Source organism: Streptomyces sp. 17_S59 (assembly GCF_056930295.1).
This window is the reverse complement of sequence record NZ_JBXOWD010000001.1, coordinates 18,860-33,030: the sequence shown is the minus strand read 5'-3', so window position 1 is coordinate 33,030 and position 14,171 is coordinate 18,860. Positions and strand designations below refer to the sequence as shown.

Genomic DNA, 14,171 nt, shown 5'->3' with positions numbered 1-14,171 from the left:
TGTTTGTCGGTGCCTGTCAGCCTATCGCCCGGCCGCTTCCGATTCGTCACCCCTTCGTTCAGGATCGAAGGCCCGCTCCTGCTGCGGCCGGTAGTGGACGAACGCGGGCAGGGCGAGCCAGATCAGCGCGGCCCCCGCGACGGCCGTCAGGCCGCCGCTGACGGCGCCGAACGACGGCGAGACGAGCGAACCCGCCGCACCGGCCCGGAAGTTGCCCAGCTGCGGCCCGCCCACCCCGGCCACGTACTCCGCGGCGCTGACCCGGCCGCGGTACCGATCGGGGGTGGCGCCCTGGAGGATGCTGGTGCCGAAGACGACGCTGATCGCATCGGCCGCACCCGCCACCGTGAGCAGGACGAGGGCGGGCCACAGGCTGCGCATCAGGCCGAAGCCGGCGACGCTCGCCCCCCACGCCGCGCCCGTGATCAGCATGGCCCGGCCCTGGCGGGCCACTCGGCCGACGGGGCCGGACAGCAGCGCCCCGGCGAGCCCCCCGGCCCCGGTCGCCGTCGTCAGCAGCCCGAGGGTCTGGGCGCCCCCGCCGAAGTACTGGGCGTTCATGGCCGGGAAGAGCGCGATCGGCATGCCCAGGACCGTGGCGCTGAGGTCCGCGAGGAGCGCTCCGCGCAGCACCGGGGAGCCGTTGACGTAGCGGAGCCCCTCGGCGATGGAGCGCAGCCCCGGCCGGGTGGCCCCGCCCTCCGGCGCCATCGCCGGCAGCCGGGCGACCCCGTACAGGGCGAGGACGAACGTGACCGCGTCGATGAGGTAGAGCACGTCCAGGCCCGAGGCGGCCGCGAGCGCACCGGCGATCGCGGGCCCGGCCGTGTTCCCGGCGTGGAAGCTGAACATGGTCAGTGCCGCTCCGGCGGGCAGCTGGTCGGTGCGCAGTACCCGGGGCACGAGGCTGCGGCGGGCCGGGCCGTTGACGGAGCCGAGCACGGACTGGACGGCGACGAGCACGTACAGCAGCCACAGCTGACGCAGGTTCGCGAACGCCTGGGCCGTGAACGCGCCCGAGACGACGGCCAGCGCGGAGGTGGTCGTCAATACCAGCCTGCGCCGGTCGACGGCGTCGGCGACCGCCCCGCCCACGAGCCCGAACGCGATCGAGGGAACGGCCGCGGCCAGGCCCACCCCGCCCACGGCGACGGAGGAGTGGGTGAGGGTGTAGACCTGCAGGGCGACCGCGAAGCGGGTCATCTGGGTGCCGAGCGAGGACAGGCTCGTGCCCGCCCACAGCCGCCGGAAGTGCGCAGACTCCCGCAGGGGCCGGGTGTCCATTACCAGTCCTGTGATGGCCATGCCGTCCTCTGCCCGCCCTCCGGCGCATCGATCACCCTGACCACACTGTCCCCGAACTCCGGCCGGTCGCACGGCCACGGCACGGCGAGAGTGCACCCACAGTTAAGAGGTGTGCACTCTCTGCCAACGACGCCGGAGGGCAACTGTGCCAGTCTCGGCATGTCGTCGCACGTCGGGCCGGAGGCAACTGTGAGCCGGGAGACAGGAATGGCCAACACCGTCACAACGACCGCGACCCGCGCCGACCTGACCGGGCGCGCCCGGGCCGCCCGCCGGGAGGCCTTCGGCAGCGCCCTGCGCCTGCACTCGGTCATCTACCCGATCGACTTCTGCTCCTCCGGCTGCACCTACTGCGGCCTGAGCACCCTCCTCGCGGGCGAGGGCGCGCACGGCATCCGCGGCGCCATGCCGACCGCCACCTTCGACTGGCTCATCAGGAAGCTCGGGGACGTCGGCTACGGCATCCACGAACTCGTCTTCGGCACCGTCTCCGAGGACCAGGGCCGCCTGGCCAACCGCGTCGCCCGCTGGGTGGAACGCGCCCGCGCCCTCGACCCCGCGGCCTACCTGATCGTCAACTGCGACACCCTCAAGCCCGAGGGCTACCGGCGGCTGAAGGACGCGGGCGCCGACGCGGTCTGGACGTTCATGGAGGTCATGACCCCGCACCTGTACCGCCGCAAGCACCGCTCCGGCCTCAAGGCCGACCAGGCCGAGCGCAAGGAGGCACCGGCCCGCATCCGCGCCGCCGGCCTGGAGGTGGGCAACGCCCTGCTGTGGGGCCTGGTGCCCGACTGGCAGGCGGAACTCGAGCAGTTCGTGCACTGGGCCGACGAGGTCGGCGGCTTCGACTTCGTCGCCACGCCCGTACAGCAGGCGCTGACCCTGCCCGAGGGCGCGGCCGCCCCCGCGGACTTCGACGTCGAGCCGCCGCTGAAGGTGAGCGAGGAGCTGTACCTGGAGATCTGCAGCAGGCTGCGCCTCGCCTTCCCGCACGCGCACCTGGTGGCCAACACCCGCCTCGACCCCGCCTTCGTCTACGGGCACATCTCCACCATCACGGACATGTGCAACGGCTACGTCTGGACCGGTGCCCGCTCGCACCCCGGCACGGAACTCGCCTCGGTGGGCCATGTGCGCTCCGACGCCACACAGATGGACTTCTTCAACCCCGGCGCGAGCCCGCAGGAGATCCAGCACCTGTGCCCCGGCGACATCGAGGTGCGCCTGGACCGTGCGCCGAGGGAACACGCGGCCCGCTTCGACCGGCTGGGGAGGTGAATCATGGAGAACCAGGACTTCTGGACGGACCTGCTCGACGGCGAACTCCCGGAGAGCGACACCGGCTGCACCAACGTCAAGGACGCCACCTGCGTCAACGTCAAGGACTGACGACCGGCAAGGACTGACGACGGCGGCCGAGGAGGCCGGCCGTGCCCGCCGCCCCGGCGGCGGGCACGGTCCGCACCGGCCGCGGCGCGGACGACAGCGACGGCCACGGGGGATCGGGTACCACGCATGACACGGAAGGCCACGGCGGACGCCACCGTCACCGACTGCACTCCGCAGCGCCCACTGCACATCGCGCTCGTCAACATGCCCTGGGCCCGCACGGACGCCCCCTCGATCCAGTGCGGACTGCTCCAGGCCGTCCTCACCGACCACACCCACCACGTGCGCAGCCTCTACCTGAACGTCGCCCTCTCCCGCGCCCTGGGCCCCCGCTTCTACGACGCCGTGACCAACGCCCCCTCGGAGCGCCTGCACCTCCTGGGCGAATGGCTCTTCACCCCCGCCGCGTTCGGCGACGGCGGCGACGACGCAGACGCCTACCTGGCGGAGTTCCCCGAAGTGGCCGGGATCTGCGCGGACGTCGGACTCGACCGGCAAGAGGTCCTCGAACTGCGCCGCACCCGGCTCCCCGAGTGGCTCGACGACGTGGCGGCGCGCGCCGACTGGGCCGGATACGGCCTCATCGGATTCACCTCCACCTTCGTCCAGAACGTCGCCTCGATCGCGCTCGCCCGCCGCCTCAAGCACCACCACCCCGGCACCGCCATCGTCTTCGGCGGCGCCAACTTCGACGGCGAGATGGGCCCCGAGTACATGCGGCACCTGCCGTGGATCGACCACGCCGTCGTCGGCGAAGCCGACCGCGCCCTGCCACGGCTGGCCGCCGCACTCTCGCGCGGCGAGCCGCCGCACGGCATCCCCGGCGTCTGCACCCGCGCCACCGACGGACAGCCCCGCCTCACCCCACCGGCCCCGCCCGTCCAGGACATGGACGCCCTGCCGGTCCCCGACTACCGCGACTACTTCACGGCACTCGACGAGCACGGCCGGCGCGAGGCACTCGGCACCAAGTCCCCTCGCCTGCTGGTGGAGTTCTCCCGCGGCTGCTGGTGGGGCGAGAAACACCACTGCACGTTCTGCGGCCTCAACGCCCTGGGCATGGGATTCCGCGCCAAGTCACCGGCCAGCGCCGTCGGTCAGCTGGAGGAACTCCTGCACCGCCACCGCGTGCTCACCGTCGACGCCGTCGACAACATCATGGACATGTCCTACCTCGGCGGCCTGTGCGAGCGCCTCGCGGAAACCTCCTGGGACGTCGACATGTTCTACGAGGTCAAAGCCAACCTCACCCGCCGCCAGGTGCAGACCCTGGCCGCCGCCGGAGTGCGCAAGCTGCAACCCGGCCTGGAAAGCCTGAGCACCCACGTCCTGCGCCTCATGCGCAAGGGCTCCTCCCTGCTGCTCAACGTCCGCCTGCTGAAATGGGCCCGCCACTACGGCATCGACGTCGCCTGGAACATCCTCACCGGATTCCCCGGCGAGACGGACGAGGACTACCGCGCCCAGGCCGTACTGATCCCGCTCCTGACCCACCTCCAGCCCCCGCAGGGCTGCGGACGCATCTGGCTGGAGCGCTTCAGCCCGTACTACACCGACCCGGCCCTGGGCCTCGGGCGGCGCCGCCCCCGCTCCGCGTACCGCTTCGCCTACCCGCTCCCCGGCATCGACCACGGCGCCATCGCCTACTTCTTCGACTACGAGCCCCGCGACGTCGCCTCACCCGAGGCCGTACGCGCCGTGGCCGACGGCGTCGACGCCTGGACGCGCGCCTGGGCACAGGACGACGGCCCGCCCCGGCTCACCTACGCGCGCGGCCCCGGCTGGATCACCCTCTACGACACCAGGGCGGGCCGGCGGCGCAGGGCCACGCTGCACGGATGGCGGGCCCGCGCCTACGAAATCTGCGGCGACACCGCACGCAACACCACGCGGGTGTGCAAGGAACTGGCCGACGAGGGACTGGCCGCCGACGAGCCGGACGTCGACGCATTCCTGCGCTTCACCCGCGACCAGGGCATCGCCATCGAAGAGGACGGGAAGTACCTCGCCCTCGCCCTGCCCCTCCGGCGGGCGGGCACACAACCACGATGACTTACGGGGGAATTCGAATGAGCAGGGGGAAAGAGAGCACATGCGCGTCCTGATCGGCAACGGAGTGCCCGAGGACCTGGTCGGGCAGTACGGCCGCAACCTCGCGGGCTTCCGCGGGCAACGCGTGGCCTGGTTCGCCGAGGACGGCGACATCCTGATCCTGCCCGGCGAGCCGGACGCGGAGTTCATCCGCTACGTCGCGGACGTCAAGAGCCTCGACGCCGCATCCCTGCGCGTCCTCGTCCCCGCGGCACCCGACGGCGACATCAGGCTCACCCACGGCAGGCTCACCGACCCCGCCCTGCACGCCGAGCTGCGGGCGGCCATCGGCTCACGGCGCGTGGACGGCTTCGTCCCCCTGTGGCCCGCACCCTCGGTGGCGGCCCTCGCCTCGGCCGCCGGCGCCGAGGACGCCCTGGACGGCCATGCGTTCCTCGCCCAGAGCGGCGGGGTGCTGGCCAACAGCAAGGCGGCCTTCCGCGCCATGGCCGCCGGGGCCGAGGTGCCCATCACCCCCGGCGCGGTGTGCGTGGAGCCCGCGGCCGCCGAGGACACGGCGGAAGCCCTCCTGGAGGCGGGCCACCCCGTCATCCTCAAGGGCGAGTTCTTCACCTCCGGCGACGGCAACGACGTACTCACCCGGACCACGGACGTCCGCCCGCTCGGCGCGAAATGGCTGACGCCCGTGGCCGACCGCACCGCGCTGCACCGGCACCTGGCAGAGCAGTGGGACATCCTGACCGCGGGCGGCCGCCACCGGCTGATCGTCGAGCAGTACCTGCCCGGCTGCACCTCCTGGTTCGCCGAGTTCCTGCTGACCGCCGACGGCAGCGAACTCGTGGGAGAGGGCGAGCTGCTGAAGAACCCGCAGGGCGTCGCCCAGGTCGTCCCCATCACGGGCCGGCCGGCCGGCGTGCGGGCCACGCTCGTCGAGCAGGGACGGCGGCTGTGCGAACCCCTGCGCGCCGCGGGCTACCGGGGCATCGTCAGCGCCGACGCCGTGGTGACCCCCGCCGGCGAGGTCGTCTTCACCGAGTTCAACGGCCGCGTCACCGGCTCCACCCACGTCCATGAAGTCCTCGGCAGGCGCATCGTGGGCGACCGGTTCCCGGCCGAACGCACACTGATGGAACGCGTCGAGCTGAAGGTGCCCTCCTTCGCCGCCGCGCTCGAGGGCCTCCACGCGGCGGGCCTGGCCTACAGCCCGGAAACCGCCACCGGAGCCCTGCTCACCAGCCCGTACGAGCCCCGCTCGGGCACCGTCATGTACTGCGCCGTCGCCGAGAGCGCGGAGGCGGCAACCGCCCTGTGCCACAAGGTCGAACAGGACGTGGGCACCGCCCCCGGCGAGGCGCCGTGACCGCACCCCGGCACCGCCTCCGGCGCTTCGAGGACCACATCGCCCTGGTCGTCGGCGCCTGCACGGGCATCGGACGGGCCGTCAGCCGACGGCTGACGGCCGAGGGCGCACGGGTCCGCGCCGCCGACGCGGAGGAACGGGCCGCGCAGCGCCTGGCCCGCGGCCTGCCCGGGGCGGCCGGGCTCGGCGTCGACACCGCGGACGCGGCGGACACCGAACGGGCCGTCGCACAGGTGCTCGCGGCGGACGGCAGGATCGACATCCTGGTCACCTGCGCCACCATCACCCTGGGCGGGCGGCTGTGGGACCTCGCGCCCGGGGAATGGTCGCGCGCCCTGACGGCCGGCCCGACCGGAGTGTTCCACGCCTGCCGCGCCGTGCTGCCGCACATGACGGCCCGCCGCCGCGGAGCCATCGTCAACGTGGCCTCCGAGACGGGCCTCACCGGCCGGCCGGGAGGCGCGGCCGGCTGCGCGGCGGGCGCCGGGATCATCGGCCTGACCCGGGCCGTGGCCCTGGACGCCGCCGCTTCCGACGTCCGTGTCAACTGCGTGTGCCCGGCCATTGCGCACCCACGGCCGGACGCGGTCGCATCCGCCGTGGCCTTCCTGGCAGGCGGCGAGTCGCAGTTCATCACGGGCGTTGCGCTGCCCGTGGGGACGGCCGCCGGACCACAGCGGGAGAGCGGGCGAGCACCGGCCGCGCAGCGGATGCGAGGCCGTCACGCGCTCGTCACCGGAGCCGCCGGAGGCATCGGCAGCGCCGTCTGCCGGCGAATCGCCGAGGAGGGCGGCACGGTCGCATGCCTGGACGCCGACCTGGACGGGGCCCGGGCGACGGCCCGCGACCTGGGCAGCGCCGCGTACGCCGTACGGGCCGACGTGACGGACGAGGACGAGGTGGCCCGAGCCGTACACCGCGTCACCGACCGGCACCCGGTCGACGTCCTCGTCAACGTCGCCGGGATCAACGGCCCGCAGGAGGGCGCGGCGACGACACCCACGGACGGCTGGGACCGCACCCACGCCGTCAACCTGCGCGGCCCCTTCCTCGTCGCCAAGCACACCCTGCCCCAGCTGGTCGAGCGCCGCGGAGCCGTCGTGAACATCAGCTCCGCCCTGGCATTCGTCGGCTACCCCAAGGACTGCGCCTACGGGCCCACGAAGGCCGGAATCGTCCAGCTCACCCAGGGAATGGCCCTCGACTACGCCCCCGACGTCCGGGTCAACTGCGTCTGCCCGGGCGTCGTCCGCACACCCATGACCGCCGACTTCCTGCGCGGCGCCCCCGACATGGACGCGGCCGTCGCCGAGTACGGACGCATCCATCCACTGCACCGGCGCCCCGCATGGCCCTGGGAGGTCGCCGACGCCGTGCTGTTCCTGGCCTCCGACGACGCCGCGTGCATCACCGGAGCCGCGCTCCCGGTCGACGCAGGCTTCCTGGTCGGCCCCCAAGACCACGCCGTGGCCACCCGCCCGACGCCGGGACGCACCCCGTGACGGACCTGCGTATACCAGCAGCCCAACAGGGCCGCGGCACGACTCGACACCAGGGAGGGAACCGCACATGCGCCTGAACAGCCATGACGAATGGTCACCGCTGAAGGAAGTCGTGCTCGGCTCTGCGGCGGGCTACCGCGAGCACGCCCCGGACCTGTCCTTCGAGCTGTTCTTCTACGACAACCTCACCCAGGACAACCGCACCCGCGCCAACGGCTACTACCCCCGCATCACCGCAGGCTCCGACAGCGACGCGCAAACCTCCCGGCCGTCCGGCCCCACGCCCCGCCTGGCCATCAAACAGCGCTACGTCGACGAACTCCACGAGGACGTCGAGGGCATGGCCGAGGCCCTGCGCTCCCTGGGCGTGACGGTCCTGCGTCCCATGCCCGCGGCGGCCACGGCCGCCGAGGTCACCACCCCGGCCTGGTCGGCCCCGGTGCTCCCGCCGCTGAACCTGCGGGACAACACGCTCGTCCTCGGCGACGAGGTGATCGAGACGCCGCCGATGCTGCGCGCCCGCTACTTCGAGACCCAGTTCCTCAAGCCGGTCTTCATGCGGTACTTCCGCGAAGGAGCCCGCTGGACGACCATGCCCCGGCCGTGGATGACCGACAACTCCTTCGACCTGGAGCCCTATGCGAGCCGGGGCATCGGCAGCACCGAGACCGTGCCCTCCCCACAGCCGTCCCCCTACGACGTGGGCCTGGAGATGATGATCGACGCCGCCCAGTGCCTGCGCCTGGGCCGGGACCTCGTCGTCAACATCGCCACCGCCAACCACGCCCTGGCCTGCGACTGGCTCGAACGCCACCTGACCGGCCGCATCCGCGTCCACCGGATGCACCACCTGACCGACGGCCACATCGACAGCGCCGTCCTGGCCCTGCGCCCCGGGGTGCTCCTGCTGCGCTTCCCGGACATGGTGGACGTGCTGCCGCCGGAGCTACGGAAATGGAAGGTGATCGTCGCGCCGGACCCCAAGGAGTCGAACTTCCCGGCCTATGACGACACCGACCTCATCCTCACCAGCCAGTACATCGACCTCAACGTGCTGTCCGTCGACCCGGACACCGTCCTGGTCAACGAGGGCTGCCCGGACCTCATGCGGACGCTGGAACAGCACGGCTTCACGGTGGTCCCCGTACGCCACCGCCACCGCCGCCTCTTCGGCGGCGGACTGCACTGCTTCACGCTCGACACGGTGCGGGAGGGGGAGTGCGGCGACTACCTGTGACGCGGGCCGGGGGAGGGGGTGCCCCTTCGGCGATCCGTGGATGCTGCTGACGGCGGCCGCACTGGCCACCACACGCATCAAGCTGGGCACGCTGGTCACGCCCGTACCCCGGCGGCGGCCGCACCAACTGGCGCGCCAGGTGGCCACCCTGGACCGGATCAGCAACGGCCGCGTGGTCTTCGGAACGGGCCTGGGCGGACCGGTCGAGGACGAGTACGGCAGCTTCGGCGAACCCACCGACCAGGCCGTGCTCGCCGAGCGTCTGGACGAGGGCCTGGCCCTGCTCGAGCAGTACTGGACCGGGGAGCGCGTCACGCACCACGGCAAGCACTTCCACGCCCAGGACGTCGCTCTGCTGCCCCCACCCGTGCAGCGTCCGCGCCCGCCGGTATGGGTCGCCGGCCGCTGGCCGAACCGCAGACCGATGCGGCGCGCGGCCCGCTGGGACGGAGCGGTGCCCCTGTTCCACTCCGCGGGCCACGGCCACACCCCGCCGGTGGAAGAGGTGCGCGACCTGGTGGTCTACGTCCATCGCCACCGCCCCGAAGAGCGCCGTGACACGCCCTTCGAGGTGGTCGTGGGAGGCGTCAGCCCCGCGAACGACACGGCTGCCGCCCACGACCTGATCGGCCCCCTCCGCGATGCGGGCGCCACATGGTGGGACGAACGGCTGCCCATGGACCACCCCGGCCTTTCCCGTGTCGACACGGTCCTCGGGCGCGCCGAATCGGGGCCGCCCCGGCTGTGAGGCGAGCGTGCTTTGCTACCGGGGACCGCGGGGCACGAGCCGGAATTCCTGCTGGGCGGCCGTGTGCAGTTCGGTTTGCGTCCTGTCCAGGCCGCGCACGACGAATGCCTCGATGGCATCAGCGCAGCGGTCCAGAAGCGCCGGCAGTCCCGCTTGCTCGGTCTTTGAGAAGTTCTGCATGACGAACTGGCCCGTCGGCTGTCTACCCGGCGGGCGGCCAATACCGAAACGAAGCCGAGCGTAGTGATGAGTCCCCAGGGCCTCGGTCACCGAACGCACCCCGTTGTGCCCACCCGCGCCACCTGCATGCTTCATCCGGACGGCGCCGAACCGAAATGCCATGTCGTCGTACACCAGGAGAAGCCGCTCCGCCGGAACCCCATAGTCCCGCATGACCGTGGCAACAGGATTGCCCGACAGATTCATCGACCACTGCGGTTTGGCAAGGACCACATTCCTGCCGTCGACACCGACCTCAGCGAGACGGGACCGGGCTTTGTGCCACTTGAACTTCACTCCATGACGCTGGGCAAGACGGTCGACGACCAGGAATCCGGCGTTGTGCCGGGTCTTGCCGAACCACGGCCCGGGATTTCCGAGACCGGCTATCACCCAGCGTTCATCGGACGCCATGGCGTCAAACCTCCCCTTCGGCGACATCGCCCGCAGACATCAACCGGCCTGTCGACCTGCATGTATGCCGCATGCTAACGGGTTAACGCTGCCCGTCAGCTGCCTGGTAGGCGGCGGCCTGCAGAGTGAACATCTGCCGGTACTCGCCCATCTGACCGTCGGCGGTGGTGTGCGTCATCAGGTCCCGGTGGGTGCCGGATTCGATGATGCGGCCGTCGCGGAAGACGTAGATGGTGTCGCAGCCGGTGACGCTGCTGAGACGGTGGGAGATCAGGATGGTGATGCGGTCCGGGCGCCGCGGGCCGTGCAGGACGGCCTCGTAGACGGCGTGTTCGGCGCGGGCGTCCATGCTGGCCGTCGGCTCGTCCAGCACCAGGACGGCGGCGTCCTTGTACAGGCCGCGGGCGACGGCGACTTTGGCCCAGTTCCCACCGGAGAGTTCCTGGCCGCCCTTGAAGCGCTTGGACAGCGGGGTGGCCCACTGCCGGGGCAGGCCGGCGATGATGCGGTCGGCCCCGGATGCGGTGACGGCCTGCCGGGCCCGCTCGGGGTCGGCCGTGGTGATCGTGCCGGCGCCGATCGTGGTGTTGGCCAGCGCGGTCAGCGGCCACTCGACGGGGTCCTGCAGCACCATGGCGACCTGGCCCTGGATGCTCTCGGCATCCACCTCCCGGACCTCCACGTCGTCCCAGTGGATCGTCCCGTCCGTCGGCGCGTACAGACCGGCCAGCAGCTTGGCCATCGTGGACTTGCCCGAGCCGTTGGCACCCACGAACGCGATCGTGGAGCCCGCCTCCAGCGTCATCGACACCCCGCACAGCGCCGGGCCGTTGGCCTCGGGGTAGCTGTACTGGACGTCGGTGACGGTGATGGTCTTCACCGTGTCGGGCAGATGCCGGCCGGTGCGGTGGGGCTGCAGGCCCCTGCACCTCTCCAGGAACTCCTGGAGGTCCTCGATCCACAGGGCGTGCTCATAGATCATGTGCATGGCGGTGACGAGCGAGACGAGGGTGCCACGGCTGGAGCGGATGGCCAGGAACGCGCCGCCGCCGGCCGCCATCGGCAGCCACCCGGTCGCCGTCATCCACCCGAGCACCGCGTACGTCGCACCGACCGCCGCGCCCCCGACCGTCCTGCCCAGCAGGGAGACGCCGGCTTCCTCGCGCCCGAGGCGGCTGTCCTCCTCCTCGATGCGGCGGGTGAACCGCTCGTGCTCCTCCAGCAGCGCCTGCTGCGCGGTGGAGGAACGGACCTCCGGCGCGGAATCGCGGTCCAGCAGCAGCCAGGTGAACAGCCGGATACGGCGCTGGAGGTTGCTGTAGCGGCTGTGGGAGAGGAACCGCTGCCGTGCCGAGCGCACCGCCGCGTACCCCTGAGGGATGACGGAGATCACCAACAGCGGGAGCAGCAACGGGTGCAGGACGGCCAGGACACCCGCAGAGCCGATGAGGGCAAGGACGGCATGAGCCAGGGCGATCAGCTGGGGGATGGCCTGGCGCATGTAGTACAGACCGCGGTCGTTGGCCTTGTTCGCATCGTCGGACCAGGCGGCGTCGTCGACCGCTTCGAGACGCACATGCGCACACAGGCGCAGGAACTCCATCTCCACCGCGCGGCGCACCTTCGGGGTGAGCGCGGCCTGGCCGCGCGCGACTCCGAAGTCGAGCAGCCCTTGCAGGGCCATCAGCACCGCCACCACGGCCAGAGCCGGGAGGGCCTGGCGGATGCGGTCGCCGGTGGCGCCCTGGGCGAACAGCGCGGACAGCACCCGCACCGAGGCCAGCAGCCCGAACGCGCTCATCAGCGCCGAGCCGAGCTGGAAGGTGATCACCACCATGGTGGCCCGCGCATCGGCCTGCCACGCCATGCCCAGCACCCGCCCGGTGATCGACGGCAGCCGGCCGATGATCCGCCATACGCTCGTCCGCGCCGCCTCGCCGTCCCACTGCATCCAGTAGGCGCTCTTCAGCTCCTCGCCCACGTCCTCGCCTTCAGGGGCCGCGGCGGCCTGAGCCGGAGGAAGTGGCAGAGGCTGTAGGCGAGGCCCGGGAACCGCCTCGCGACTGTCCGGACCGTTCGTTGTCGTGTCGCTCATACGAGCCGCTCCTCCTGGTCAAGTACCGTTCAACGCCGGGGCATTGCCCTCGCAGAAGCGGTTGGGGATCACCCGGGCCACCCCACGTCCGTGTACGGCCAGCCGTTCGCCATACCCTCCAGCGCCGCGACCGTGTAATCCACCGTCGGATCGGGAAGCGCGCGCAACGGCCACCACCGCCACTCCACGCACCGGCCCGGCTCCATCAGCTGCGGCTCGCCATCCCACCGGTGAACGCGGAAGAACAGCTGCAGCCGCGGCACGGAGTCACCGGCGCCACCGGCGTCCAGCAGGTGCACGGTGTGCACAAGCTCGAGGTCGGGCTCGGCAACGGTGACGCCGAGTTCCTCGTCGGCTTCCCGCACAGCGCAGGCCCGCGCGCTTTCCCGCTCCACATGCCCCGCCGGAACATGCCAGACATTCGCTGCGAACAACGCGTCCGGCGGACGTAGCCCCAACAGGACGTGGCCCCTCCGCTCGAACAACAGGTGCGCGCCAACAACGTTCGGCAGGTACGACACGATCTCCCTCTCCCCGGCATGGTTGCGGCCCGGCGGCACGCGCCTGCTCCGACCTGACGTGGGCCCGTTCAGGGGCCGTTCTCGACGGCGCGGCCTCGGGCGGCGCGGCTTTCCGGGGGCCGTGCCCGTCGTCCTGATGTCCGCCACGACGTGTCGAATGAGCGGGCGAAGAAACCGTCAACCGCGCCCGTATCAACCGGCTGGCCGCCGAAGGGAAGCAGTTCGAACGCGGCACGCGAGGCGGCGACGTCGAGCAGGGGAGTCACGATGCCTCCGTGGGCGAGTAGTCGAGACGGACGTCCGGAACAACGCTGCTGATCAGAGGTCCGTCACGGACGCGACCGAGCGAAGTGTGGAACGAAAGTTCGACGATTTCCCGCACTCCAAGGTGCGCTTGGGCTCCGGTGGCGTGGCCGCATTTTCGAATCACCCGCGCGGGGCGGCTCATCCTTGCGGGGTATTGCGCGGTTCGCGCACACGATCGCATCCCGCCCCCCGCCGGGCCGGGCTCCTCGCCGTCGACGTCCGCCGCTACAGGGAACAGCCGCAGGTCGGAATTTCCAGATCGGGTTCCGTATTGGGGGAGTTGGAAGGTCCGAGCCCAGGGGTCGGTAAGCGTGGCTCAAAGTCCCCCCGCGATATTTCCGGCCTTCCATGCTCGGTTCGCGGCCCGGCCCGTCGGTCACAGTCCGTGAGGGGGGTGAGGCAGGCCCTCAGTCCGTCACCGGCAGGACGCGTCGCCCGAGAACGCCCCCGAGGTCCTCTCGCGCAGCCGTTGCGCCTCTTGGAAGAGGCGGTCCGTGCAGCCTGCCAGGACGCCGCCCAGGAGCAGGTCCGGGGTGTAGAAGGACCGTGCCGAGGCAGCCACTTCCCGTGCGGACAGGGAGATTTGGCCGATCCCGGTGCAGCGGATCTCGTCGATCGAGCTTCCCCAGACGACGCGCCGCAGATTCGCCCAGGCCATCGCGCTCATGCACATCGAGCAGGGCTCGCCCGTGGTGTAGAGGGTGGTATCGGCCCAGCCCTGGTTGCCGTGCCGACGCACGTAGTCGTTCATGGCAGCCATCTCGCCGTGCAGTATCGGGCTGTCCTTCGTGGCGTTGACCCCGCTCGCCAGGATCTCGCCGGTACGGGTGCCGACGATCACCGCGCCGAACGGGTAGGCGGGATTGCCCCGGGCCTGCTCAATGGCCAGCTGCATGAACCGCTCGTGGCCGGTGCCGATGTCCCGGTTCGCCGTAACGCTCGTACCGTCACCCGTATCCGGGCGGGCTGCAGGGTTCGCCGGGAGCATGCGCCGAGGGCCGGTGCACGGCGTCGCGGCCC

The 14,171-nt window shown here is 71.6% G+C and carries 11 protein-coding genes and 1 pseudogene; 6 read left to right on the top strand and 6 right to left on the bottom strand.

What is annotated here, in order from left to right:
• Positions 1–21: 21 nt before the first annotated feature.
• Positions 22–1,305 (bottom strand): MFS transporter, encoded by a 1,284-nt coding sequence (locus AC1Z4A_RS00140; protein WP_483675739.1) that lies wholly within the window; start codon positions 1,303–1,305, stop codon positions 22–24.
• Between the two features lie 207 nt (positions 1,306–1,512).
• Here AC1Z4A_RS00140 and AC1Z4A_RS00135 point away from each other — a divergent pair, with 207 nt between their 5' ends.
• The 6 genes and pseudogenes from AC1Z4A_RS00135 to AC1Z4A_RS00110 all read left to right on the top strand — a co-directional run.
• Positions 1,513–2,586, top strand: coding sequence for a radical SAM family protein (locus AC1Z4A_RS00135; RefSeq protein WP_483675738.1), 1,074 nt, complete (start codon positions 1,513–1,515; stop codon positions 2,584–2,586).
• Between the two features lie 237 nt (positions 2,587–2,823).
• The gene (locus tag AC1Z4A_RS00130; protein ID WP_483675737.1) at positions 2,824–4,749 is read left to right on the top strand and encodes a RiPP maturation radical SAM C-methyltransferase; all 1,926 of its coding nucleotides are present in this window, start codon (positions 2,824–2,826) and stop codon (positions 4,747–4,749) included.
• 40 nt (positions 4,750–4,789) lie between these two features.
• On the top strand, positions 4,790–6,109 hold the full coding sequence (locus AC1Z4A_RS00125) for a preATP grasp domain-containing protein (protein ID WP_483675736.1): 1,320 nt from the start codon (positions 4,790–4,792) through the stop codon (positions 6,107–6,109).
• Positions 6,106–7,611 (top strand): SDR family NAD(P)-dependent oxidoreductase, encoded by a 1,506-nt coding sequence (locus tag AC1Z4A_RS00120; RefSeq protein WP_483675735.1) that lies wholly within the window; start codon positions 6,106–6,108, stop codon positions 7,609–7,611. Before AC1Z4A_RS00125 ends, AC1Z4A_RS00120 begins: the two co-directional genes overlap by 4 nt.
• Positions 7,612–7,678: 67 nt before the next feature.
• Entirely contained in the window at positions 7,679–8,848 is a 1,170-nt protein-coding gene (locus tag AC1Z4A_RS00115) for a glycine amidinotransferase (RefSeq protein WP_483675734.1), read from the top strand.
• A 13-nt stretch (positions 8,849–8,861) separates the two neighbouring features.
• A pseudogene (locus tag AC1Z4A_RS00110) lies at positions 8,862–9,596 on the top strand (LLM class flavin-dependent oxidoreductase); the annotation flags it as partial.
• A 15-nt stretch (positions 9,597–9,611) separates the two neighbouring features.
• Here AC1Z4A_RS00110 and pth read toward each other — a convergent pair.
• The 5 genes from pth to AC1Z4A_RS00085 all read right to left on the bottom strand — a co-directional run bounded on the left by pth (position 9,612) and on the right by AC1Z4A_RS00085 (position 14,046).
• Positions 9,612–10,229, bottom strand: a complete 618-nt coding sequence (gene pth / locus AC1Z4A_RS00105; protein ID WP_483675733.1) for an aminoacyl-tRNA hydrolase — start codon at positions 10,227–10,229, stop codon at positions 9,612–9,614.
• 82 nt (positions 10,230–10,311) lie between these two features.
• Positions 10,312–12,210, bottom strand: a complete 1,899-nt coding sequence (locus AC1Z4A_RS00100) for an ATP-binding cassette domain-containing protein (RefSeq protein ID WP_483675732.1) — start codon at positions 12,208–12,210, stop codon at positions 10,312–10,314.
• Positions 12,211–12,392: 182 nt separating this feature from the next.
• Positions 12,393–12,845, bottom strand: a complete 453-nt coding sequence (locus AC1Z4A_RS00095; RefSeq protein ID WP_483675731.1) for an NUDIX hydrolase — start codon at positions 12,843–12,845, stop codon at positions 12,393–12,395.
• 68 nt (positions 12,846–12,913) lie between these two features.
• Complete coding sequence (locus tag AC1Z4A_RS00090) at positions 12,914–13,111, bottom strand: hypothetical protein (RefSeq protein WP_483675730.1); 198 nt, start codon at positions 13,109–13,111, stop codon at positions 12,914–12,916.
• A 455-nt stretch (positions 13,112–13,566) separates the two neighbouring features.
• Positions 13,567–14,046, bottom strand: coding sequence for a nucleoside deaminase (locus AC1Z4A_RS00085; protein ID WP_483675729.1), 480 nt, complete (start codon positions 14,044–14,046; stop codon positions 13,567–13,569).
• Positions 14,047–14,171 lie beyond the last annotated feature (125 nt).